Here is a 22,398-nt window from a genome sequence, read left to right on the forward strand (position 1 = left end):
TGCCCATTCCGCGATCAGTACTGGTGTGTGAGCGCACCTTTCTGGTCCGCCAGCGCTAAGGAGTGGCGATGCCTGTGGAATCCCGGTGCGACGGCGCCTTCGTGTTCGGGTACCTCGACACCCGCTCGGCCGACCGCCGGCAGGCTTCGGACACCGTCGTGGTCAAGGTGGCCGACCCGCACTCCCTCGAACTGCGGCCGGAGCGGTTCGGCCGCTTGCGCGCCTGCGAGATCAGCGGGGAACACGGCGCGCGGGTCCACCCGCATGCCCCCACCTTCGCGCCCAACGTGGGCAGCCTGGGGCTGCTGCTGTCCGGGGAGGCGGTGCTGGAGCAGGACGGGCGCCGCTGCCCGATCGCACCCGGCGAGTTCGTGCTGTACGCGGGCGACCGCCCGTTCCGGCTGGAGCTGAACGGCCGGCACCGCTGGTTCGTGCTGTCCCTCGACCCCGGTACGGCCGGCCATGTCTGCCGCAGGCGCGAGCTGACCGCCAACCCGCTCCTGCCCCGCTCCCCGCTCGGCCGGATCCTGAGCGCGATGCTCATCGAGGTGGCGGGACACGCCGGCGGGCTGGGACCGGTCTCCCGCGCGGAGATGGGCGAGCATCTCGGCGGGTTGCTGCACACGCTGATGCGCGCTTCGGACCGCCAGGCCGGGGATGCCGGTCTGCTCGAGCGCGTCCTCGCCCACATCGATCAGCACCTGGCCGAGGCGCTGACTCCGGGGCGGATCGCGTCGGCTCACCATCTGTCGGTGCGCTCCCTGCACGCCCTGTTCCGCGGGCATGGCATGACCGTGGGCGAGCACGTCCGGCGGGTCCGGCTCGATCGCATCCGGCGCGACCTCACCGACCCGGCGCTCGCGCATCTGCCCGCCTACGCGATCGCCGCGCGGTGGGGAATGCCCGACGGCAGCCACTTCACCAAGCTGTTCAAGGCCGAGTTCTGCGTGTCCCCCCGGGAGCTCCGCCGCCTCGCCTCCGTTTGATCGCGGTCAGTCCACCGCGCCGATGCGGGCCCGTCGGGAGGGACCCGGGTGGCCGGGCTCCTCGTCCGGCCCTTCCGGTCCGCTCTCGTGCCGGCACACCTCGAGCACGCAGGCGCGCAGCCACCGGTGCGCCGGGTCCGCGTCGAGCCGGACGTGCCACAGCAGCGACACCGTCACCTCGGGAGCCTGGAAGGGCAGCTCGAAGGAGTACATCCCGCGCCGCATGTTCGCGGTGTGACGCGCCGGGACCGTGGCGACCAGGTCCGAGGCCTTCGCCAGTGCCAGGGCGGCGCTGAAGCCGTCCACGACCGTCACGACCTGCCGGTGGCGGCCTGTCGGGCGAAGCGCCTCGTCCACGAGCCCCTCGGTCAGGCCACGCCGCGAGACGTGCACGTGCCGCGCGGAGGCGTACCGGGCCGTCGTGACCTTCCCGGTGCGCAGCGGGTGCTCGCTCCGCACCACCCCGATGAACCGGTCGGTGAACAGGGGCGTGGTCAGCACGTCCGGGGGCGGATCGTGTTCGACGACGCCCGTCTCCAGGTCGGCACCGCCGTCCCGCAAGGGACCGGTGTCCTTGGCGGTCTTCCGCACGAACCGCAGCCGCACGCCAGGAGCCTCGGCGCCGACCTTGGCCACCAACGCGGGTCCGAACCGCTCCACGAACCCGTCGCTGCTGCGCAACACGAAGGTCCGCTCCAGCGTCGCCAGCTCGAGCGTCCTGGCCGGCCGTAGCACCTCTTCGGCGTCCTGGACCAGGCCGCGCACCCGGTCACGCAGTTCCAGGGCGCGCGGCGTGGGCACCAGCCCGCGCCCGGCCCGCACGAGCAGCGGGTCACCGGTGGCTCTTCGCAACCGCGCGAGCGCGCGGCTCATGGCGGAAGGACTGAGCGCCAGCCGTTCTCCCGCTCGCGTCACGCTCCCCTCCTCGAGCAGGACGTCGAGGGTGACCAGGAGGTTCAGATCGGGCCGTGCCATGCGCACACGATCTCACAGGCCGCCCCATATATGGCGTCGCATGCACATATGACTTTCCATCTGTGCGCCTTCCGCCAGGCCCGATATGGGGCCTACCGTCCATGACGACCCCCTCCCACCCCAGGAAGAGGCTTTGTCTTGAGACGATCGACACCCGCGGGCACCGAACCGCGGCGGACATCGCCGGCGCGCCGGCCAGCACTGGGCTGGACGCTGGCCGCGCTGTCGCTGTCCATGCTCCTGCCCTCGCTGAGCACCAGCATCGCCAACGTCGGCCTGCCGGCCATGGCCGCGGCTTTCGAGGCCGCCTTCAACGAGGTCCAGTGGGTCGTGATCGCCTATCTGCTGGCCGTCACGACCCTGATCGTGGGCGCCGGCCGGCTCGGCGACATCGCCGGCCGGCGCCGTCTCCTGCTCGGCGGCATCGCCGCGTTCACGCTCGCGACGCTGCTGTGCGGTCTGGCCCCGAACCTTCCCCTCCTGGTCGCCGCCCGGGCGCTCCAAGGAGCCGGCGCCGCGTGCATGATGGCGCTGACGATGGCCTTCGTCGGCGAGAGTGTGCCCAAGGAGCGCACCGGCAGCGTCATGGGGTTGCTGGGGACGATGTCGGCGGTCGGCACCGCGCTGGGGCCCTCCCTGGGTGGCGTCCTCATCGCGGTGTCCGGCTGGCGGGCGATCTTCCTCATCGGCGTGCCGCTGGGCCTTCTCGCGTTCGCGCTGACGCTGCGACTGCCGTCCGCACCTGCGACGAGCGCCGCGCGCGGGCGGTTCGACACCGCGGGTACGGCGTTGCTGGCCCTCACCCTGGGCGCCTACGCGCTGGCCATGACGATCGAACCCACGGCGTTCGGCCCGCCGGCCATCGGCTTGCTCGTCGTCTCCGGGGCGGCCCTCGGCCTGTTCGTCATCATCGAGCGCAGGGTCGCCTCCCCGCTGCTGACCCTCTCGATGTTCCGCGATCCCGTCCTGGCCGCCGGCCTGACGACCAGCGCGCTGGTCTCGACCGTCATGATGACCACCCTCGTGGTCGGCCCCTTCCACCTGTCCCGGGCGCTCGGGCTGGACCCGGCCTCCGTGGGACTGGCGATGTCGGCCGGTCCGGCGGTCGCCGCCCTCGCCGGCGTCCCGGCGGGCCGCGCCACCGATCGCTTCGGGCCCGAGGCCATGGTGATCGTCGGGCTCGGCGGCGTCATCGGCGGCACGGCGGCGCTCTCCTTGATGCCAGTGGCCGCCGGTGTCCTCGGATACGTCCTGCCGCTGGTCACCGTCACCGCCGGCTACGCGCTGTTCCAGGCGGCCAACAACACCGCGGTCATGAAGGACGTCTCCCCGCACCAGCGGGGCCTGGTGTCGGGCATGGTGAACCTGTCCCGGAACCTGGGCCTCATCACCGGCGCGTCGGTCATGGGCGCGATCTTCGCCTTCGCCTCAGGGACGAGCGAGGTCACGACGGCGGCGTCGGCGAAGGTGGCCCGCGGGACTCACTGGACCTTCGCCGTCGCGGCCCTCCTCGTGGCCCTTGGCCTGGCCGTGGTCCTCGCGCTCCGGGCGCGTTCCCGGCGCTCGCCCGGCCGTTGGAGGACATGCCCGTCATCCGGGCGTACGGGCAGCAGCGACCTCGCCGAACCTCCTTCTCCGCATCGCCGGTCACAGAAGACGTGACACGTAGGAAATTTCCTACCTATAGTGGGCGCATGCACATCACGAAGAGGGCCCGGACCGGGTTCACCCTCGCGACCGCGTCGCCGATCCCCGCGCCGCTCCCTCCGGCCGCCGACCTGCCGTGATCGCCGAACGGACGACCGAGGACCAGGTCTTCGCGGCCCTGTCCAGTCCCGTGCGCCGCGAGGTGCTGCGGCTGCTCAGGGAGGAGGGCCCGCGACCGGTGCAGGCGCTGGCCGGGCGCTTCGAGATGTCCCGGCCGAGCTTCTCCGAACACCTGCGAGTGCTGCGCGAGGCGGGACTGGTCACCGAGCGGAAAGCAGGGCGGCAACGGCTGTACCAGCTGGAGCCGGTTCCGCTGCTCGACGTGCAGGAGTGGCTCACGCCCTTCGAGAGGTTCTGGCGCGAGAAGCTGACCGGGCTGCGCGATCTGCTCGACCGGCTCGAGGACGAAGAGCCATGAGCGACGACGATCTCACCGCCCTCCACCTCGACCAGTTCCTGCCGCATCCCCCTGCCAAGGTGTGGCGGGCGCTGACCGAGCCGGACCTGCTGGCCCGGTGGCTGATGCCCGGCGACTTCCGGCTCGAGGTCGGCCACCGTTACGTCATGCGGGCCGTACCCATGCCTTCCACCGGGTTCTCGGGCACGGTCCTGGCCGAGGTGCTGGCCTTCGAGCCCGAGCGGATGCTCCGCCTGCGCTGGCGGGACGCCGATCCGGCCGACGACACCGACTGGACGATCACCTGGACGCTGGAGCCGGAGGGCACGGGCACCCGGCTCTTCCTGCGCCACGACGGCTTCGACCCGGACAACCCGCTCCAGCAGCGGGCCCGCAGGATCATGGGCGGCGGCTGGCGTTCGGCGGTCATCCGCGGCCTGGAAGACCTCCTCGACTCACTCTGAGCCGGGGCGCGCTCCTCTCCCGGACGCCGCACGGCCCGCACCCGGACGCCGTACGGCGCGACCGCGCCCTCCGCCGGATCTCCCACGAACACCGATGAAGCCCTCTGCCGGATCTCCCACGAACACCGGTGAAGCCCTCTGCCGGATCTTTCACGAACACCGATGAACGGAGCAGTCATGTCCGATGTCGCCGACCGCGTCGACCGCCTCGCGGCGGGTTTCCTGGCCCGCATCGAGGCGACCCCGGCCGACCGATGGGACCTGGCGAGTCCCTGCGCGGGATGGACCGCCCGCGACGTCGTGGCCCACGTCGTCAACGGGCATCGCGGCATCGTCGCGGCCGTGCGCGGCGTTCCGCCCCGGCCCTCTCACGGGGTGCGGGTCTCAGGCATGGGTGAGGCGCCGCCGGTCGAGCCGCACGCCGATCTCGCCGCCGCGTACGCCGAGGCCAGGGCCGGTCTGCGGGCCGTACTTACCGACCCTGAGCTGGCCGCCACGCCGCTGCCGTTCAGCCCGATCGGCCCCGTCCCCGTGGAGCGGGCGGCCGACGTGGTGGGCGCGCTCGAACTGCTGGTGCACACCTGGGACCTGGCCCGTGCCGTCGGCGGGGACGAGCGGCTGGACCTCGAGGCCGTCGTCAGGACACATGAGGCGCTGCGCCCGCACTATGCCGCGCTCCAGGCGACCGACGCCTTCCGCGAGGAGATCGAGCCACCGGCCGGCGCCGACCCGCAGACGACCTTCCTCTGCTTCACCGGCCGCCGCCCCTGACCGCGCTCCCCTGCTGTCCCGCTCCGGATTCTCCCCGGCTGTCGCGCTCCCGGATTCCCGCGCCTTCGCCGCCGGTCCTGCTACGGACGGCCGGCATGGCACGGGACCGGCCGGCGGGACCCTCGACCGGCTCTGCCGGAAATGTGATGGTGGAGCTCATCAGTGGGGCGCTCCGGACGCGCCGAGCCTGCGGGCAGCGTGGGGTTCGGCGGTACGGGTCCTGACCAGACGTGGAGGAGACGGAGATGTTGTCTGAGACGGTGTTCCGGAGTGACGATGTGCCCGCGGCGGATCGGTTCGATCACTGGCACGACCTCGTCAACCGGACGCACGCACCCCTGGACATGCAGAGCGATCACCGGAAGGACTTCTGGGCCGCTCAGCGTCTGCTGGATCTCGGCGCCGTCTCCGTCTGGCTGACGGCCTTCAAGCCGATGCGCTTTCGCCGGACCCCGCGGCTGATCCGGCAGTCCGACCCCGAGGGTGTGCACTTGTCGCTGCCCACGAAAGGCCCTCTCAGGACCACTCGCGGCCATCACGAGATCGAATACGGCCCCTACGATTTATGCATTTTCGACACCTCGCGGCCCGCCGAGTTCCAGGCCGGTGACGTCCCCGGCCGGCACGCGGGAATAGGGGTGGAGATCCCCAAGGCGTTACTGCACCTCCCAGGGAAGTCGCTCGACACCCTGGTCGTGCGCAAGCTGTCGATGAGGGAGGGGTTCGGCGCGCTGCTGACCCATTTCCTCGGACAGCTGGCGAGAGGAACCGACGCGTACCGGCCGTCCGACGGGCCTCGGCTGGGGACGGTCGCGGTCGACCTGGTGTCCGCGTTGTTCGCCCAAGCCCTGGACGCCGACGACGCCCTCCCGCCGGAGACGCGCCAGCGGTCTCTGCTGTTGCGCATTCACGCCTTCATCGAGCACAACCTCGCCGATCGGGCCCTGACGCCCGCCGCCATCGCGGCCCAGCACCACATATCGGTCCGCTACCTGCAACTTCTCTTCCAGCAGCGGGGCGAGACCGTCATGGGCCGGATCCGCCGGCGACGCCTCGAACGGTGTCGCGCGGACCTCGGCGACGCCTCGCTGCGCGCCCTGCCCATCAGCGCCATCGCCCGGCGCGGAGGTTTCGCCACTCCTGCCGACTTCAGCCGCGCGTTCCGTTCCGCGTACGGCGTGTCCCCTTCGGAATACCGTCATGCGGCACACGCCGGCGACCTGGGTGCGACAACGCGTACCGGCGGTCCGGAGTAGCAGGGACGGCCTCTCGCGGGGTGAGATCAAGCCGCGCCGACGGTGTCGCCCTTCGTGCCCGCACGTGCGCTCATCGCCAAGGAATCTTGCACGCTGCGGTAAAGACTTCCGCAACCGCTTGTCAGGATACTGAGCGGGTCGATCGCCATGGGCGGACCCGGCACCGCACGTCTCCTGAACGCCTCACCCAAGGGGAGAGAAATGAAGCGGACACTCAAACGATGGAGCGCCCTCGGCTCCGCGGCCGTGTTGCTGGCCGGCGTCATGGTCGCGGGTGGGACCACGTCGGCGCAGGCGGACACCCGGTGCGAGTGGAGGTGGATCCGGATCAACGACAGCCCCGGCGGAGATCCCATGACCGATGCCCGTGGTCACTCCCACAACACGGGCAACCACTACGTCCGCGGCTACTGGCGGGACACCAACTCCGGGATGTACATATGGGACTGGTGGGCGGACAACGACGGCGGGTCGGACGGTGACACGCCGGACACCTACTTCAGCTCCCGCTGGTGCAGCAACGCCCCCTGGTGATCGAACCTGAACGAGCGGCGCCACCGCTCGCGAAGGCCCCGTCGCCCGGGAGCCCGCCGCTCACGAGGAGCGGGCGAACGCGTCGGGCGAGATGCCGACCTCGCGGGCGGCGGCCATGTGCGCGTGCTCCAGCAGCCGGGGCCGCGACAGGACGTTCGGGTGGAGCGTGTAGCGGATGATCAGCCCGTCGAGCATCGCGTCGATGCGTTCGGCCGCGCCCGCCGGGTCCTCGCAGCTGAACTCGCCCGTGTCGGCCCCTTCGGAGATCACCTGCTCCAGGGCGCGCAGCCACGTCGTCTCCAGCTCCAGCACGATCTTGCGGACGGCCGGCTCCCTGAGCGCGGTGTTCCAGGCGTCGATCCACAGCAGCCAGCTCTGGTCGGAGCGCGACTGCGGGATGTAGAAGCGCAGCACCCTGTCGAGGCGTTCGACGGCGCTGCCCTCACCGGTGACCAGCTGGTCGAGCCGGGCGCTCTCGATGTCGAGCGTGGCCCGCAGCATGGCGGTGATCAGCTCGTCCTTGGTGGCGAAGTGGTAGTGGATGAGCCCGCCGCTGACGTTGACCGCCTTGGCGATGTCGGCGACCCTCGTGTTGGCCAGGCCGCGTTCGAGAACGACCTTGCGCGTGGCCTCCAGCAGCTCGGCCCTGCGCTGGTCAGCCTGGTCCGCCCTGCTGCCTCGGGCACCGTCCGCACGTCGCACCGGCCAAGACTAGCCGATGCCGCGGCGCGGGCGGCGCCCGAGGTCGCCGGGGCATCCCGGGCCCACCCGGAGGTCACGCGGCGCCCGAGGTCGCCGGCTTGCCGGTCCTCAGGATGAGCGACGACGCCTGCCCCGCGCTGTCGACCGCGACCAGCCAGGTGGCGCCGTCCTGGTGCGCCTCCAGGTAGGCGGTCAGCTCGTCGCCGGCCTCCCAGCCCGGACCACCGCCGCCTGCGGGCATCCGGCCGCCGCCCGCCCGTCCCGCCGGCCCGTCCTGCCCCTGCGTCGCCCCCTCCCCCGCTTGTCCCGGCGCCTCTCGTCCCGGCAACCCGTGACCCGGCGCCCCTTGTCCCGGCGTCCCTTGACCCGGCGCCCCTCGTCCCGGCGTCCCTTGACCCGGCGTCCCCTCCTGTCCGGGCGCGCCTTCCCCGCCCGGAAAACCGGCCGCGCCCGAAGGCCCGTCCCCACCGGGGGACCCGACTCCGCCCTGCGGCCCGTCGGCGCCGCCCAGACGGCCGGCGTCACCGGACGGCCCCGCCGTCGGGTTGGTCCCGTTGACCGGCGCGCCCAGCGGTGTCACCGCGTACCCCCCCTGCCGCGCCCCTTCTCCTCCACCCGTACGGCCCGCACCCCCGGGTAGCGCGCGGCCAGCTCCTGGGCGATGCGCCAGGTGCCGTCGGAGCTGGCGTTGTCGGCGATCGTGATGCGGAAGCCGTAGGGGAAGGACGTGGTGAGGTGCTCGTGCAGCCTGGCGACGCAATCCGGCAACGCCCGCTGCTCGTTGTGGACCGGGACGACCACCTCGACCAGGCGCGTCCTGAGTGCAGTGTTCATGGGTCCACGGTCGCGACAGCGTCTTGAACGTGACTGAGGCCGCTCTTAAGGGTGAGTGAGAACCGGCGATCCTGGCAGGTCGACACGCGCGATCACGCCGCCGCCGGGGGCGTTGTCGAGCCGTACCTGTCCTCCCGCCTCCTGGACGGCCTGCGCCACGATGGCCAGCCCGAGCCCCGAGCCGGGCAGGCCGCGCGCCGACGGGGAGCGCCAGAAGCGTTCGAAGACGTGCGGCAGTTCCTCGGCGGGGATGCCGGGACCGTGGTCGCGGACCGTCAGCTCGCCGCCGTGCAGTTCCACCTCGACCTTGCCGCCCGGGCTGAACTTGGCGGCGTTGTCGAGCAGGTTCATGACGGCGCGTTCGAGCGAGGAGGGGTGGCCCACGACGTACCAGGGGTCGAGGTCGGTGGTGACGTCCGCGCCGCGCAGCCTGGCACGGGCGGCGGCGGCCCCGACGACGTCGTGGAAGGCGTGCTCGACGTGCGGCTCGTGGTCGGACTGGCCCCTGGCCAGCTGCAGCAGGTCGCCGACCAGCGTGGTCAGCTCCTCGAACTGCGCCTTGAGGTTGACCAGCAGGCGCTGCTTGGCCTTGGGGTCGATGGCCCTGCCGGTGTGCTCGCTGCGCAGCAGCAGGTCGATGTTGGTGCGCAGGCTGGTGAGGGGGGTGCGCAGCTCGTGGCCGGCGTCGGCGACCAGTTGCTGCTGGCGCTCGCGGGAGCCGGCCAGGGCGCCGGTCATGGCGTTGAAGGACCGGCTGAGCCTGGCGATCTCGTCGGTGCCGTCGACCGGGATGGTGGTGTTGAGGTCCTCGGTCCTGGCGATGTGCTCGACGGCCTCGGTGAGGCGGCCGACGGGGCGCAGGGCCGTACGGGAGACGAGCAGGCCGGCGCAGGCCGCCCCGAGCACGCCGATGGCGGCGACGCTGGCCAGCAGGAACGTCAGCGTGCGCAGTGTGCCCAGGAGCTCGCCGAGCGGCCGGCTGTCCATGATCGCCATTCCTGGCACGGGGCTCTCGACGAAGACGCGGACCGGCCTGCCCTGCTCGGTGGTGCCGTTGAAGATGTCCGAGCCGCCCTGGGCCGCGATCCGCCGCACCGTGGGGGTGATGGTCAGGCCGGGGCCGACGTAGCAGTTGGGCCGCCCGTCGGCGTAGACGACCATGGTCGACTGGGGCGGCCGGCCGTAGTGCCCGGTGCTCTGGGCCGTCGGCTGGCAGTGCTTGAGCAGCCACTCGACGTCGTACCGCTTGGCCTCGGGTGGCTTCATGCGCTGCTCGTCGAAGGTGCGGTCCATCTGCACGTACAGCTCGTGCTTGACGATGAGGTAGCAGCCGACCGCAGAGACCGCGACCGCGACCGCCACCGCCAGCGTCACCAGCAGTGTCAGTCGCGAGCGCAGGCTGCGCCGTCTCACGCGGCGGCCCGCAGCACGTAGCCCACCCCGCGGACGGTGTGGATCAGCCGGGGCTCGCCCTCGGCCTCCAGCTTGCGGCGCAGGTACATCACGTAGACGTCCAGCGAGTTCGAGGTCGGCTCGAAGTCGAAGCCCCACACCTCGGTGAGGATCTGCTCCCTGGTCAGCACCTGGCGCGGGTGCGCGAGCAGCAGCTCGAGCAGCAGGTACTCGGTCCTGGTCAGGTCGAGACGGCGGCCGCCCCTGGTGACCTCGCGCGTGGCCGGGTCCATGCGCAGATCGCCGAAGGCCAGCGCGGCGCCGCCCGCGCCGCGCCCGCCGAGCGATCCGCGCCGCAGCAGCGCCCGCACCCTGGCCAGGAGTTCGTCCAGTTCGAAGGGCTTGACCAGGTAGTCGTCGGCGCCCGCGTCGAGTCCCGAGACGCGGTCGCCGACGGCGTCCCTGGCGGTGAGCATGAGCACGGGCACGTGGTTGCCGACCGCGCGCAGCCTGCGGCAGGCGGTCAGCCCGTCGACGCGCGGCATCATCACGTCGAGCAGCACCGCGTCGTAGCTCTGCCGGCCCAGCTCGTCGAGGGCGGCCTGGCCGTCGGCGACGGCGGCGACCAGGTACCCCTCGAACTCCAGGCTCGACTGCAGCGCCTCCCGCAGGGCGGGCTCGTCGTCCACCACCAGCAACCGCGCGCCATCACTCATGGTGACCCACGGTAGACCCGCTTCATGAGAACGTCATGAAGGTCCCCGCAGCAGCGCCATCGCGGCGTTGTGCCCGGGGATGCCGCTGACGCCGCCGCCGCGCCGGGCGCCCGCGCCGCACAGCAGGATGCGCGGGTGCTCGGTCTCGACGCCCCAGGTGCCGGCCTCGCCGTACGGCCAGGCGAGGTCGCGGTGGAAGATGTGGCCGCCGGGCAGCCCGGCCTCGACCTCCAGGTCGTGCGGGGTCTTGGCCTCGATGCACGGCTCGCCGTCCGGACCGGTGAGCAGGCAGTCCTCCAGCGGCTCGGCGAGGACCGAGTCGATCGAGCGCAGGGTCGCGGCGACCGCCTCGTTCTTGTGGCGGGGGAAGAGCCTGGCGGGCATGTGCAGGCCGAACAAGGTCATCGTCTGCGTCATCGTCTGCGCGCGCAGCCCCGGGCCGAGGATGGAGGGATCGGTGAGGGAGTGGCAGTAGACCTCGGCGGGCGGCAGGTCGGGCACCTCGCCGCGGGCCGCCTGCGCGTAGGCGCGCGCGAGCTGGTCGCGGCTCTCGTTGATGTGGAAGGTGCCGCTGAAGGCCTCGCGCGGGTCCACGTCCGGGTCCTTCAGCCGGGGCAGCCTGCTCAACACCATGTTGATCTTGAGCTGGGCGCCCTCGGGCGCCGCCGGGGAGCCTCCCATCAGCCGGTCGAGGACGGCGGGCGGCAGGTTGGCCAGCACCCGTTCGCCGGTGACGGTGTGCTCGCCCCCGGCGTCGCGGAAGGTGACCTCGCCCGAGGGGTCGATCCCCACGATCTCCGCGCCCGTCGTGATGGTGGCGCCGGCCTTCCTCGCCGCCTCCTCCAGCGCGCCGGTGACCGCGCCCATCCCGCCGACGGGCACGTTCCACTCGCCCGTGCCGTCGCCGATGACGTGGTAGAGGAAGCACCTGTTGGCCAGCAGGTTCTCGGCGGGGTCGGCGAACGTGCCGATGAGCGCGTCGGTCAGCACCACCCCGCGCACGGTGTCGTCGGCGAAGCGCTCGTCGACGACCTGCCCGATCGGCCGCTCGAACAGGTCGCGCCAGGCCACCTCGTCGCCGACCACCTCGCGCAGCCGGTCGGCGGGGCGCAGCGGTTCGAGCAGGGTGGGGGCCAGCCGCTCGGCGACCCGGGCCGTCATGGCGTAGAACTCCCGCCATGCCCGGTAGTCGGACTCCCCGCCGGTGACGCGCCGGAACGACGCGGCCGTGCGTTCGTCGTCGGCGTTGTCGACGAGAAGGCCGCCGTCTCCGACGGGCGTGTAGGAGGCGAAGCGACGCCGGCGCAGGTCGAGGCGGAGCCCCAGGTCGTTGACGATCTTCGTGGGGAGAAGGCTGACCAGGTAGGAGTAGCGCGACAGGCGGGCGTCCACGCCGGGGAAGGCCCTGGTGGAGATGGCCAGGCCGCCCACGTGGTCCTGGCGTTCGAGGACGAGCACGCTGCGGCCCGCGGCGGCCAGGTAGGCCGCGGCGACCAGACCGTTGTGGCCGGCGCCGGCGATCACGACGTCATATGGCATACGACCTATTTGTCCATGAATATGTAGCGAACCGTCAAGGTGTCACGGCCGGGAGGCGATGGCCAGCAGGGTGGCGGCCGGCCCGGTCAGCGACCTGCCCCTGCGCCACACCGCCCGCAGGTTGCGCACCAGGTTGAGCCCCGCCAGCGGCACCTCCACCAGCCGTCCCGTGGCCACCTCCGCCTCGACCGCGTGCCCGCTCAGCACCGCCGGCGCCGCACCCGCCTGGGCCGCGCCCTTCACCGCCGCGTTGGAGCCCAGCTCCAGGCGCGGGCTGGCCACGTGCTGCCCGGCGAAGGCCAGGTCCAGCGTCTCCCTGGTGCCCGAGCCTGGCTCGCGCACCACCAGCGGGGTGGCCGCCAGCTCCGCCACCCGCAGCACCGTACGGCGGCGCGCCCACGGGTGCCCTGGTGAGACCACCACGACCAGGCGGTCGGTGGCCACGACTCTGCTGGCCAGGCCGTCGGGCACCGTCGGGCCCTCCACGAACCCCAGCTCCACCTTCTCGGCGAGCACCCTGGCCGCCACGTCGGCCGAGTTCATCACGTCGAGCCCCACCTGGATGTCGGGCTCCCGGCTCTGCAGCTCGCCCAGCCAGCGCGGCACCAGGTACTCCGCCACCGTCATGCTGGCCGCGACGTGCAGCTGCGCGGCCTCGCCCTGCCGTACGGCCTCGACCGCGCGCATCAGCTCGTGCGCGGCGGCCAGCACCTGCGCCGCCCAGCCGGCGACCATCCGGCCCTCGGCGGTCAGCGCCGACCCGCGGGGCGTGCGTTCGAGCAACGGCACGCCGAGCCGGCGTTCGAGCCTGGCGATCCGCTTGCTGGCCGAGGGCTGCGCGATGCCCGCGGCCCTGGCCGCCTGGCCGAGGCTGCCGAGCTCGCCCGCGTCGACCAAAAGCCGCAACGACTCCAGATCGGGCAATTCACTCATAGCCACAGGCTATGGGCTCCCAGTCAAGATCGGTCTACTGGCGGCCCCGACCTGCCCGAAGACTGGAGGCATGACCCTCACCGCCAACGCTCCCGCCACCTCCGCCGCCGTGCGCGGGCTGCTGCCAGGACTCGGCCTCACCGCCGGCGCGGTCGCCGTCGCCCTGGTGGTGAACAGCCTGGTGCCCGCGGTGAGCGCGGCCATCGTGGCCGTCGTGCTCGGCGCGGCGCTGGCCAACACCACGGGCGTCGGCGCCGTGTTCGCGCCGGGCGTCAGGTTCGTCTCGCGTACCGTCCTGCGCGCCGCGATCGTGGTGCTCGGCCTGCAGATCGCGGTGCCGGACGTGCTGGCACTCGGCTGGCAGCCGCTCGCCGTCGTCGCGCTGGCGACCGGCGTCACCTTCGCCGTCACCCCGCTGGCCGGCCGGTGGCTCGGGCTGTCACGGGGCACGTCACTGCTGGTCGCCACCGGCGTGTCCATCTGCGGCGCCGCCGCGGTGGCGGGCATGCACGAGGCCACGGGCGGCGAGCGCGGCGTCAGCGATGACGACGACGTGGCCGGCGCGCTCAGCGTGGTCGTCCTGTACGGCACGGCGCTCATCGCGCTGCTGCCGCTGCTGGCCTCGTGGCTCGGCCTGAACTCCCACCAGCTCGGCGTGTGGGCGGGCGCGTCGGTGCACGAGGTCGCCCAGGTCGCCGCCATCGGCGCGGCCGGCGGCGCCGCCGTTCTCACCGTGGCGGTGACGGTGAAGCTGGCCAGGGTCGTGCTGCTCGCGCCGCTGGTGGCGCTGACCTCCCTGCGCCTGCGCCGCGAGGAGACCGGCGCACCCGGCACGCGGGCGGGCACGGGATCGGACCCGGATGCGCCGCGCAGGGCCACGCCGCTGGTCCCGGCGTTCGTGCTCGGCTTCCTGGCCATGGTCGCGGTGCGCGCCACGGGTCTTGTACCCGAGGCGGTCACCGGCGCGGCGCCCCGGCTCAGCGCCCTGCTGCTGGCCGCCGCGCTGTTCGGCCTGGGCACCGGCATCGACGTGCGCAGGCTGGTCAGGGGCGGCAGGGCACTGCTGCTCGGCGGCATCGCCACCACCGTGATCGTCACGCTCTCGCTGGGCGGCGTGGCGCTGCTCATCTGACCAGGGGTAACCTGCTCTTTTTGGAACAATCCCCGGCCATTGGCCCGTTCCAGAAGACACCAGCACCAGCACGTCCAAGGAGCACGAACCACCCCATGCCCAGCACGACTGACCCCATCCTCCGCCCGTCCGCCGAGGTCGCCGAGGCGCTGGCCGCCGGAGCGCCCGTGGTGGCCCTGGAGTCCACGATCATCTCCCACGGCCTGCCCCAGCCGCGCAACCTCGAGGTCGCCAGGGAGCTGGAGGAGATCGTCCGCAAGGCGGGCGCCGTGCCCGCCACGATCGCGGTGCTGGACGGGGTGGCCAAGGTCGGCCTGGACGAGGACGAGCTGATCCGCATCGCCACCGAGCCCGGCCTGCGCAAGCTCGGTCAGCGCGACCTGCCCGTCGCCGCCGCCCTCGGGGCCAGCGGCGCGACCACCGTGTCGGCGACCTCGTTCCTGGCCGCCAGGGCGGGCGTACGGATCTTCGCCACCGGCGGCCTCGGCGGCGTGCACCGCGGCTGGACGCAGGACCAGGACGAGTCGGCCGACCTCGACACGCTCGCCCGCACCCGCATCACCATCGTCTGCGCGGGCGTGAAGTCGATCCTCGACGTGCCGGCCACGCTGCAGCGCCTGGAGACGCGCGGCGTCACCATCGCGGGCCTGCGCACCGACACCTTCCCCGGCTTCTACCTGCACAGCTCGGGCGAGCCGGTCGACTGGCGGATCGAGTCGGCCGAGCAGGCCGCCGCCATCATGCGCGGCCAGGACGCTCTTGGCGGCCCCGAGACCGCGCTGATCATCGCCAACCCGGTGCCGGTGGTCGAGCAGCTCGACCCGGAGCTGCACGACCGCGTGCTGGCCGAGGCGCTGGCCGCCGCCGAGCGTGAGGGCGTGACCGGCCAGGCCATCACCCCGTTCCTGCTGTCGTACCTGGTGCGCGGCACCGGCGGCGCGTCCCTGGAGGCCAACCTCGCCGCCGTCCGCGGCAACGTCCGCGTCGCCGGCGACATCGCGGTCGCCTGGGCGCGGGGATGAGCGCGGGACTCCTGGTGATCGGCGACGTCGTCACCGACGTCGTCGCCATCCACAACGCCCCGGTCAGCACGGGCACCGACACCGCCGCCGACATCGTGCTGCGCCCCGGCGGCTCGGGCGCCAACACCGCCTCGTGGGCCGCCCACCTGGGCGCCGACTCGCGCCTGCTGACCAGGGTGGGCTTCGATACCGGCGAATGGCACACGGCCGAGCTGACCAAGGTGGGCGTGCGCCCGCACGTGCGCGTCGACCCCGACCACCCGACCGCCGTGGTGATCGCGATGGTCGACGTCACAGGCGAGCGCTCCATGCTCACCAACCGCGGCGCCGGCGGCCACATCTCCGTCGACGACTGGTCCCCCGACCTGCTGGACGGCGTGCGCCACCTGCACATCTCCGGCTACACGCTGTTCGCCGAGCCGGGACTCGAACTGGCCAGGCTCGCCATGACGTCAGCCGCGGCGCTGGGCCTGTCCATCAGCGTCGACCCCGCCTCGACCGGGTTCCTGCGCGAGTTCGGCGTCGAGCGCTTCCTCGCCGAGACCGCGCGGGCCGGGTTGGTCATCCCCAACAGGGACGAGGCGCTCCTGCTGACCGGCGCCGGCTCCCCCGAGCCCGCCGCCGAACAGCTCAGCGACCGCTACGGCACGGCGGTGGTCAAGCTCGGCGCGAGCGGCGCGATCCTCGCCAGGAACGGACGTGTGACCGCCACGACCGAGGGCAGGGAACGCGCCGTGGTCGACTCCACCGGAGCGGGAGACGCCTTCGCCGCGGGATTCCTCACGGCGAAGCTCGCCGGCGCCGGTGACCTGGCATCTCTCGAGGCGGGATGCGATGCCGGGGCCGACGCCGTGGCCATCGTGGGGGGTCGGCCCCGGTACGGTTTGGGTTCCAACCAGCTTTACCCTATTCACACCGATTGATAGCTTGCGGCGTAGGCTGCACCATTAGCCACACGCGTCACAACTCTCTGGGGAGGATGCGGTCCGCCGATGGACGTCGAGTCATCGATCTGCCTGAGCGACCTGGTCCCAGCGCTGCGCTGGAGCCGTCCTCAGCAGGTCGCCGAAGCCCTGGCCGACCCTCGCCTCCCCGCGGGCTGGTGGGGTTCGCTCTCGCTGTCACGGGCCCTCGGCACCACCGGCGTCGAGTGGATGTGCGAACGGCTGGCGCGCCTGGCCGCCTCCCGGTGGGACCATCTGCCACTGGCCGACGTGCTTCCCGCGCTGCACGTGCATCACGTGGACCCCTCCCTGCCCGGCTGGCCGGAGCCCGCCCGCACGGTCATCACCGACCTGGGCGGATGGCGCGTGCTGCGCCGGCTGAGCACGGGAGACCTGGGCTCGCCGCCCTCGTCCGCCTCGACCGAGGTCGTGGTGGAGTCGGTGTTCAGGGAAGTGCTCGGCAGGATCCCCGCGACTTCCGACGCCACCGCCGTACGGCCCGCGGGAGCGCTCCCGCAACGCCCCGGCGCCGAACCCGCCCAGGGCCTCTCGCAGCCGCCTGAAGGCGGCTTCTTCGCACCGCACCAGGCCGCCCCGCAGGACAGGGGCGCGAGCGCACCGCTGCCCCAGCGGCCTGGCGGCCAGAGCCAGGGGCATGGACCGGCTCAGGCTCAGGGGCAGGGGCAGGGGCTTCAGCACGGGGCCGGCGCGCAGGATCCCGCCGCCGCGGCGCAGCGTCCGGGTGGTTCCGGGCCGACGGCCGGCGGCGTGTCGACCGGCTCCTTCCCTGCCGTGCCCGGCCAGACCTCCACCGGCTCGTTCGCCGCCCAACCCGGCACGGGGCACCCTTCCACCGGCTCCTTCCCCGCCCAGCCGGTCGCGGGTCCTCCGTCGAGCGGTTCCTTCCCCGCCCAATCCGGCACGGGGCACCCTTCCACCGGCTCCTTCCCCGCCCAGCCCGTCGCGGGACACCCTTCCACCGGCTCCTTCCCCGCCCAGCCCGTCGCGGGACACCCTTCCACCGGCTCCTTCCCCGCGCAGCCGGTCGCCGGTGCCCCCGGCACGGCGGGCGCGCCAGGGGCGCCGGGTCAGCCCGGTGCGGCGGCCCCGAACGCTCCCGGTCAGCCTGGTGCTGCCCCGGGTCAACCCGGTGCTGTCCCGGGTCAGCCTGGCGCGGCGGCCCCGGCAGGCGGCGCACCGGGTTTCGCGGGCCAGCCGGGTGCTGTTCAGGGCCAGCCAGGAGCCTCGTCCCCGAGTGGCGCCCCGGCCGCGCAGGGCCCCGCCGGTCAACCGGGTGCTGCCCCGGGTCAGCCCGGCGCCGCGGCGGCTCCGGCGAACGGCGCGCCGGGTTTCGCCGGCCAGCCGGGCGGAGTCGCGGACCGGCCCGGCGGAGTTTCGGGCCAGCCCGGTGCTCCGGGGCAGGGCGCCGGCACTCCCTCCGCCGGCCAGCCCGGTGGCGCGCAGCCTGCCGCACCGAACCAGACCTCGCCGTTCGCCGCCCAGCCCCAGGGCTCGGCCTACCCCAAACCGCCGCTGGCCGCGCCGGCCGCGGGGAGCCCCGACGACGACTACCCGATGGTCCGCGTCGTCGACGGCCTGTTCCGCTCCTTCGACCGTCTGGAGCTGGCGGTCGCCGTCAACCGCCTGTTCGCCGCCGAGCCCGACACCCTGCGCTCCCTCGCCCACAAGCTGCTGGTCGACAGGGAAGTCCTGTCCCAGGCCCAGCGCACCGCCGAGGAACGCGTGCTGCACTGGCTGCGCTCCTCGGAGTCCGCGCCCGTCACGGGCCACATGTTCCGCCTCACCGAGTGGCTCGGCACCGCCGCCACCGAGGACCAGCTGATCGGCGCCGACCCCGCGCACCCCGTCATCGTGCCGACCCTGCGCAGCCCGCTGTGGCGGGTACTGGTCACGCTCATGCCGGACCGTCGCCTGCAGGACGGCTGGCTCGTCGTCGGCGACCTGGCCGGGTTGCAGGCGCGCACCAGGCGACTGCTGGCCGCCCATCCCGCCGACGCGGACGTGGAGGAACTGCTCGGCGAACTCGGCATCAGGCGGCACTCGGCCAAGGCATGGCTCGACGCGCTGCCCGCCGAAGCCCTCGTCGAGACGGCCGCGGCCGCGCCCGCCGTACAGCAGCCGCTGCCACGCCGTACGCCGGGGGCCAACGGCCACCACCACAGGGGCGGACAGCCCGTCCCGCCCGCGCCGCAGGGCCCGATCGATCCCAGCGCCGCGCTGGCGACCCTGTCGGCGCTCTCGGGCGGACGCTCGCCGCTGCTGGCCGGCGCCGGCACACCACCCCCGCTGCTGGCGGGCACGCCCTCCTCTCCCCCGCCTCCGCTGCCGAGCCCCGCCTCCGACCCGCGGCGCTGGCAACGCATCGACGTCACCCCCGAGCACCTGCGCGGCGGCCCCGTGGCCGTGCCGGAGGGGTACGCGGCCCAGCTCGGCATGCGGCCCGGCACCCTGCTGTCGGTCACGGGCCCCGGCGACAACGCGATCGTGCTCGTCTGGCGCGACCAGCAGCCGGTGTTCGACTCGCTGCAGCCGGTCCTGATGCGCCTGAACGCCAGGCCGGGCGACCAGGTCTACGTCACCGTCGACGGCTACCGCCTCGAGGCCCAACTGACGAGCTGATCCCCGCCTTCCGTGGGGGCCAGGTCCTGCCACGCCCCCGCAATGCCCCGCTCCCCTGCTCCCGGATCGAGTACGCCTCGGGATGCTTGTACGGAATGCCCTCACGCTCGATCCTGTCTTCGGCGGTGATAAGCGCTTACGTGTCCGTGGGATCACTTCGGGTATCCGCCCACACGTCTAAGGGCCTGTACGGACTTCGGATCTTCAGGCGGGTTGGAGGCTTCGGATCCACAAGATCGCTCCGCGTAGATGCATGCCTGCCAGATAGCTATCGGGAGTCTTGTCGAAGCGGAAGGCCAGCCCACGCCAGTCCTTGATCCGATTGATGCAGCGTTCCGCCGTGTTGCGCTGCTTGTACAGATCTGGATCATGGCCGACCGGCCGGCCGCCCCGAAAGCCGAGCTTCTTGCGGTTGGCCGCCTGGTCGGCCTTCTCCGGGATGACGGCCTTGATACCGCGTCGACGCAGATAGGCGCGGTTGCCGCGGGAGGAGTAGGCCTTGTCGGCGGCCACCGCGCCCGGGCGGATGCGCGGGCAGCCAACGGGCAGGCGGACCTTGATACGAGACAGCACGGCGCGAAACTGCGGGCTGTCTCCGGATTGGCCCGGGGTCAGCACGAACGACAGCGGACGGCATCGCCGGTCGGCCGACAGGTGAACCTTGCTGGTCAGCCCACCCCGGGAGCGGCCCAGCTCGGCCCTCTTCAGCCGGATCCTGCGCCACAAAACTCCGAATGATCACGTGGTGGCCTTCTCATGCCACTTCAACGCCCAAGATCGCTAAGTGTCACTGGAGACCCCGACACTCACTGCGGTCTTCGGCGGTCCGAACGGCTGACCAGCGTCGGAGGCTTACAGTGGGCAAGTGGCGTAGCTGGACGGCGGCACCGCCCGCTCTTGCCCTAGCGATCTTCATGTTGTCGGATGAGGCTCTCCTCCCGTGGTGAGCGGGGGCCAGTGAACTGCCGTTGCCGTCGACGCGTCTGCCTCTGCGGGGCCAGGTCCTGATTCGACGTTTCCGGACGTTCGATGCGGGTGGGGTTGCCGCGTACAAGTTCGTCGTGGATGCGCCAGCGGGCGGTGGTGACAGCGCGCTCTGTCGCCTCGTCGCCGTGCTCGATGCGCTGTCGCAGCAGCCGCATGGCGATGCGGCGGTTGAGGCTGAACTGCCGCTCGGTGTCGACCACGACGACGATCCCCGTGGGCCGGTGGGTCGCCCGTACCGCCGTGCTGGCCTTGTTTCGATGTTGTCCGCCGGGGCCGCCGGTGCGGCAGGCAACGACGTCGACGTCTGCTTCCGCGAACGTCGTGCGTGGGGTGTCGACCTGGCATGGTTGGGCGATGACGTACCAGTTCTTCCGGCCGGTGTTGGCCCGGTAGGGGCTGGGGGCCTGCCAGCACAGGGTTCCGGTCCACGAGGCGGCGAACGCCTCGGCGTCGTCTCCTGCGATTCGGATGAGGACCGATCGGTAGGTGCCGGGCCGATCACCGGGAACAGTGTGGGCCCGATGCGTTTCCAGGTCCTGCCGGGTGGCGTCGCCTTCCAGGCGGTGCAGCAGTTGAGCCAGCGCCCAGGCGCACTCCTGCGGGCCACGCCCGGCCGACAGGAGCAGGTGGACGCTCACGGCCGGCCTCGCTTGCGGCGATGGTCCCTGTGGTCCCTCTGGGGCGCCGACCCGAGGTCGGGTGTCTTGTAGGTGACCAGAGGAATCGTGGTGGCCACAGGCGTGGCCAGCTCGTGGTCGACAAGGTCGGCGATCACTTGCTCGATGCGCTTGTAGGCCGTTGGCGCCTCCTCGAAGAGAAGCTGGCGGTCGCCGCATACCACCAGCGACCCCATCGATGTGCGGCGCAGCTCTTCGATCGTGTGCTTGGCCCGCCCGCGGCGCAGGGCGTCCGCGCGCGACATCTTGCGGCCCGCGCCGTGCGCCACGGAGTGGCCGGCGTCCGGCCCGGCGTGGGCGGCCACGAGGTAGGACGGGGTGCCGCGCGTACCGGCGATGAGCACGTCGCGGCCGTCACCCGGCGCCGCTCCCTTGCGGTGCAGGTAGATCCCGTCGCGGAGCTCGACTAGGTTGTGGCACTGGTCGAGGATCGGCTCGGTTGGCTCTGTCCCCAGCGCATGGGCGACCCGGGCGGCCAGTAGCCGCCGGTTGAGCGACCCCCATCGTACGGCCTCGTCATGCATCGCCAGGTAGGCGCCGGGATCAGGGGCGGGACCCGCGCCGTGGACCGCAGTGTGCTCCCGCAGGATCCGTTCGCCGAGCCCCCGGGAACCGCTGTGGACGATGAGAACCAGGTCACCGGCGGCGAGGCCGAGACGGCTCGCGTGGCCCGGCTCGAAGACGGCCCCGATCCGCGCCAGCTCGACGAAGTGGTTGCCCCGGCCGACCGTTCCAAGCCCCTCGACGTAACCAGCGGGTATGCCACCCTTCACGACGGCCCAGGCGGGATCGTCGGCATCTCCTTCAGGGTGCAGCGCGCGATCGAGATCGGGGAACCGGGCGGCGAGCTTCTCGGGTACGGCGCGCTTGAGCTTGACGGGGAACACGGCGATGCCGCAACCGATGTCGGAGCCCACCAGGAACGGGTACAAGATGGCCGACGCCATGGCGGCGCCGATGGGGGCACCCTTGCCGGGGTGCAGATCCGGCATGGCGGCGACGTGCATCATGCCGTCGAGGGCAGCCACCTGATGGCATTGCGCGACGGCATCGGACTCGATCCAGCTTGTGGAGGAGGCGAACACCGTGACGGTGGCCGACCCCGTGGCCGGAGTGGACGGCGACAGGAACTCCTGCCGGGAGTGTTGTTGAGACAAAGACGCTCTCTTCGCTGAACAGGGTATGGGCATGCGGCATCACGGCACGAGTCGGCGCCGTGGCATCTCGAGGTAGCGGGGTGCTGTCCGTCAGAGCCTCATGGACACCACATTCTCTGAGCCCTGCCATGCCAGGCAAGCGATTTTCGGCCGTACGGGCCTGCATAGATAGCCGCGCGGCTATCGGCACGCCTGCATGAGTACGCGGCCCTGGGGCCTCCTTGCGGAGTACCGACATTGGATGTCATGGCTTCCTCCATGGTGCGGCGCCCAGTCAACGGGTTGCTTGGACCAGGTTTCGGGTTCGGCGACCCAGCCGGCGGTCATGATGAGGTGGCTTCGGCGGTCAGCCGCGAAGATCCGAAGGGATGGCTGAAGAGGAGGTCGATGTGCCTGACACAGTAGGGCGGTGGGGCCATTCCGCCTGCGACGGACGTGACTCTCCCCATGCCGGAGGCGCGACGCAGGCACGAAGGCGCCGCCGCGGATATGGGCCAGGTACGGGCGCCTCCCCTGGCACGGCACCCGAGGAGCGAGAGAACCTTCGCGCCCGAAGAGCCGAGCCAGAAACCCATGGCGTCACCCACCTCCGCGAACACCGAACGAGGACGCCCTTCGACACGGTCCTGAGAC

The 22,398-nt window shown here is 72.3% G+C and carries 21 protein-coding genes and 1 pseudogene; 11 read left to right on the forward strand and 11 right to left on the reverse strand.

What is annotated here, in order from left to right:
- Positions 1–68 precede the first annotated feature (68 nt).
- On the forward strand, positions 69–986 hold the full coding sequence (locus tag ACWENQ_RS11240) for a helix-turn-helix domain-containing protein (RefSeq protein WP_452413931.1): 918 nt from the start codon (positions 69–71) through the stop codon (positions 984–986).
- A gap of 6 nt (positions 987–992) precedes the next feature.
- Here the strand turns inward: ACWENQ_RS11240 and ACWENQ_RS11245 are convergent, their stop codons facing one another.
- Entirely contained in the window at positions 993–1,961 is a 969-nt protein-coding gene (locus ACWENQ_RS11245) for a LysR family transcriptional regulator (protein ID WP_452413933.1), read from the reverse strand.
- Positions 1,962–2,099: 138 nt separating this feature from the next.
- On the opposite strand from ACWENQ_RS11245, the gene ACWENQ_RS11250 reads away from it, so the two are divergent.
- The 6 genes from ACWENQ_RS11250 (at position 2,100) to ACWENQ_RS11275 (ending at position 7,090) form a co-directional block, all read left to right on the forward strand.
- The gene (locus ACWENQ_RS11250) at positions 2,100–3,623 is read left to right on the forward strand and encodes an MFS transporter (protein WP_452413934.1); all 1,524 of its coding nucleotides are present in this window, start codon (positions 2,100–2,102) and stop codon (positions 3,621–3,623) included.
- A 121-nt stretch (positions 3,624–3,744) separates the two neighbouring features.
- Complete coding sequence (locus ACWENQ_RS11255) at positions 3,745–4,086, forward strand: ArsR/SmtB family transcription factor (protein ID WP_449927387.1); 342 nt, start codon at positions 3,745–3,747, stop codon at positions 4,084–4,086.
- Positions 4,083–4,529: an SRPBCC family protein gene (locus ACWENQ_RS11260; protein WP_449927384.1), complete on the forward strand. Its 447-nt coding sequence runs from the start codon at positions 4,083–4,085 to the stop codon at positions 4,527–4,529. Before ACWENQ_RS11255 ends, ACWENQ_RS11260 begins: the two co-directional genes overlap by 4 nt.
- 177 nt (positions 4,530–4,706) lie before the next feature.
- Positions 4,707–5,300, forward strand: a complete 594-nt coding sequence (locus ACWENQ_RS11265) for a TIGR03086 family metal-binding protein (protein WP_452413936.1) — start codon at positions 4,707–4,709, stop codon at positions 5,298–5,300.
- 245 nt (positions 5,301–5,545) lie between these two features.
- On the forward strand, positions 5,546–6,556 hold the full coding sequence (locus tag ACWENQ_RS11270) for an AraC-like ligand-binding domain-containing protein (protein WP_452413938.1): 1,011 nt from the start codon (positions 5,546–5,548) through the stop codon (positions 6,554–6,556).
- A 201-nt stretch (positions 6,557–6,757) separates the two neighbouring features.
- The gene (locus ACWENQ_RS11275) at positions 6,758–7,090 is read left to right on the forward strand and encodes a hypothetical protein (protein ID WP_449927375.1); all 333 of its coding nucleotides are present in this window, start codon (positions 6,758–6,760) and stop codon (positions 7,088–7,090) included.
- Positions 7,091–7,150: 60 nt separating this feature from the next.
- Here the strand turns inward: ACWENQ_RS11275 and ACWENQ_RS11280 are convergent, their stop codons facing one another.
- The 7 genes from ACWENQ_RS11280 to ACWENQ_RS11310 form a co-directional block, all read right to left on the reverse strand.
- Positions 7,151–7,792, reverse strand: a complete 642-nt coding sequence (locus tag ACWENQ_RS11280) for a TetR/AcrR family transcriptional regulator (protein WP_354907316.1) — start codon at positions 7,790–7,792, stop codon at positions 7,151–7,153.
- Positions 7,793–7,865: 73 nt separating this feature from the next.
- A complete protein-coding gene (locus tag ACWENQ_RS11285) occupies positions 7,866–8,120 on the reverse strand; it encodes a hypothetical protein (protein WP_452413939.1) in 255 nt (84 codons plus the stop codon).
- Between the two features lie 248 nt (positions 8,121–8,368).
- A complete protein-coding gene (locus tag ACWENQ_RS11290; RefSeq protein WP_452413941.1) occupies positions 8,369–8,626 on the reverse strand; it encodes a glycosyltransferase in 258 nt (85 codons plus the stop codon).
- A gap of 45 nt (positions 8,627–8,671) precedes the next feature.
- Positions 8,672–10,039, reverse strand: a complete 1,368-nt coding sequence (locus tag ACWENQ_RS11295; RefSeq protein WP_452413942.1) for a sensor histidine kinase — start codon at positions 10,037–10,039, stop codon at positions 8,672–8,674.
- Entirely contained in the window at positions 10,036–10,734 is a 699-nt protein-coding gene (locus tag ACWENQ_RS11300) for a response regulator transcription factor (RefSeq protein WP_449927363.1), read from the reverse strand. Before ACWENQ_RS11300 ends, ACWENQ_RS11295 begins: the two co-directional genes overlap by 4 nt.
- A 33-nt stretch (positions 10,735–10,767) precedes the next feature.
- Positions 10,768–12,273: a phytoene desaturase family protein gene (locus tag ACWENQ_RS11305; RefSeq protein ID WP_452413943.1), complete on the reverse strand. Its 1,506-nt coding sequence runs from the start codon at positions 12,271–12,273 to the stop codon at positions 10,768–10,770.
- A 42-nt stretch (positions 12,274–12,315) separates the two neighbouring features.
- Positions 12,316–13,206 (reverse strand): LysR family transcriptional regulator, encoded by an 891-nt coding sequence (locus ACWENQ_RS11310; protein ID WP_354907324.1) that lies wholly within the window; start codon positions 13,204–13,206, stop codon positions 12,316–12,318.
- A gap of 70 nt (positions 13,207–13,276) precedes the next feature.
- Between ACWENQ_RS11310 and ACWENQ_RS11315 the strand changes: the two genes are divergently transcribed.
- From ACWENQ_RS11315 to ACWENQ_RS11330, 4 genes are all read left to right on the forward strand, one after another.
- Positions 13,277–14,338, forward strand: coding sequence for a YeiH family protein (locus tag ACWENQ_RS11315; protein WP_452413944.1), 1,062 nt, complete (start codon positions 13,277–13,279; stop codon positions 14,336–14,338).
- A 95-nt stretch (positions 14,339–14,433) separates the two neighbouring features.
- Positions 14,434–15,360: a pseudouridine-5'-phosphate glycosidase gene (locus tag ACWENQ_RS11320; RefSeq protein ID WP_452413946.1), complete on the forward strand. Its 927-nt coding sequence runs from the start codon at positions 14,434–14,436 to the stop codon at positions 15,358–15,360.
- On the forward strand, positions 15,357–16,283 hold the full coding sequence (locus tag ACWENQ_RS11325) for a carbohydrate kinase family protein (RefSeq protein WP_449927350.1): 927 nt from the start codon (positions 15,357–15,359) through the stop codon (positions 16,281–16,283). Before ACWENQ_RS11320 ends, ACWENQ_RS11325 begins: the two co-directional genes overlap by 4 nt.
- Before the next feature lie 69 nt (positions 16,284–16,352).
- Entirely contained in the window at positions 16,353–18,944 is a 2,592-nt protein-coding gene (locus ACWENQ_RS11330) for a hypothetical protein (protein ID WP_452413947.1), read from the forward strand.
- A gap of 204 nt (positions 18,945–19,148) precedes the next feature.
- Here ACWENQ_RS11330 and ACWENQ_RS11335 read toward each other — a convergent pair.
- The 3 genes and pseudogenes from ACWENQ_RS11335 to ACWENQ_RS11345 all read right to left on the reverse strand — a co-directional run.
- Positions 19,149–19,664 (reverse strand): annotated as a pseudogene (locus tag ACWENQ_RS11335) (IS5 family transposase); the annotation flags it as partial.
- 182 nt (positions 19,665–19,846) lie between these two features.
- Positions 19,847–20,569 carry a peptide chain release factor H gene (gene prfH / locus ACWENQ_RS11340; RefSeq protein ID WP_449927344.1) on the reverse strand — a complete coding sequence of 241 codons (723 nt, stop codon included), beginning with the start codon at positions 20,567–20,569 and terminating at the stop codon, positions 19,847–19,849.
- Positions 20,566–21,798, reverse strand: a complete 1,233-nt coding sequence (locus ACWENQ_RS11345) for an RNA ligase RtcB family protein (protein ID WP_452413949.1) — start codon at positions 21,796–21,798, stop codon at positions 20,566–20,568. Before ACWENQ_RS11345 ends, prfH begins: the two co-directional genes overlap by 4 nt.
- Between the last annotated feature and the right edge of the window lie 600 nt (positions 21,799–22,398).

The organism is Nonomuraea sp. NPDC004354 (assembly GCF_053602555.1).

What these genes read in the sequence shown, in the direction of transcription:
- ACWENQ_RS11240 (WP_452413931.1), top strand. Translation starts at nt 69, where the DNA reads ATGCCTGTGGAATCCCGGTGCGACGGCGCCTTCGTGTTCGGGTACCTC.
- ACWENQ_RS11245 (WP_452413933.1), bottom strand. Translation starts at nt 1,961, where the DNA reads ATGGCACGGCCCGATCTGAACCTCCTGGTCACCCTCGACGTCCTGCTC.
- ACWENQ_RS11260 (WP_449927384.1), top strand. Translation starts at nt 4,083, where the DNA reads ATGAGCGACGACGATCTCACCGCCCTCCACCTCGACCAGTTCCTGCCG.
- ACWENQ_RS11265 (WP_452413936.1), top strand. Translation starts at nt 4,707, where the DNA reads ATGTCCGATGTCGCCGACCGCGTCGACCGCCTCGCGGCGGGTTTCCTG.
- ACWENQ_RS11270 (WP_452413938.1), top strand. Translation starts at nt 5,546, where the DNA reads ATGTTGTCTGAGACGGTGTTCCGGAGTGACGATGTGCCCGCGGCGGAT.
- ACWENQ_RS11275 (WP_449927375.1), top strand. Translation starts at nt 6,758, where the DNA reads ATGAAGCGGACACTCAAACGATGGAGCGCCCTCGGCTCCGCGGCCGTG.
- ACWENQ_RS11290 (WP_452413941.1), bottom strand. Translation starts at nt 8,626, where the DNA reads ATGAACACTGCACTCAGGACGCGCCTGGTCGAGGTGGTCGTCCCGGTC.
- ACWENQ_RS11300 (WP_449927363.1), bottom strand. Translation starts at nt 10,734, where the DNA reads ATGAGTGATGGCGCGCGGTTGCTGGTGGTGGACGACGAGCCCGCCCTG.
- ACWENQ_RS11305 (WP_452413943.1), bottom strand. Translation starts at nt 12,273, where the DNA reads ATGCCATATGACGTCGTGATCGCCGGCGCCGGCCACAACGGTCTGGTC.
- ACWENQ_RS11310 (WP_354907324.1), bottom strand. Translation starts at nt 13,206, where the DNA reads ATGAGTGAATTGCCCGATCTGGAGTCGTTGCGGCTTTTGGTCGACGCG.
- ACWENQ_RS11315 (WP_452413944.1), top strand. Translation starts at nt 13,277, where the DNA reads ATGACCCTCACCGCCAACGCTCCCGCCACCTCCGCCGCCGTGCGCGGG.
- ACWENQ_RS11320 (WP_452413946.1), top strand. Translation starts at nt 14,434, where the DNA reads ATGCCCAGCACGACTGACCCCATCCTCCGCCCGTCCGCCGAGGTCGCC.
- ACWENQ_RS11325 (WP_449927350.1), top strand. Translation starts at nt 15,357, where the DNA reads ATGAGCGCGGGACTCCTGGTGATCGGCGACGTCGTCACCGACGTCGTC.
- ACWENQ_RS11330 (WP_452413947.1), top strand. Translation starts at nt 16,353, where the DNA reads ATGGACGTCGAGTCATCGATCTGCCTGAGCGACCTGGTCCCAGCGCTG.
- ACWENQ_RS11345 (WP_452413949.1), bottom strand. Translation starts at nt 21,798, where the DNA reads ATGCCCATACCCTGTTCAGCGAAGAGAGCGTCTTTGTCTCAACAACAC.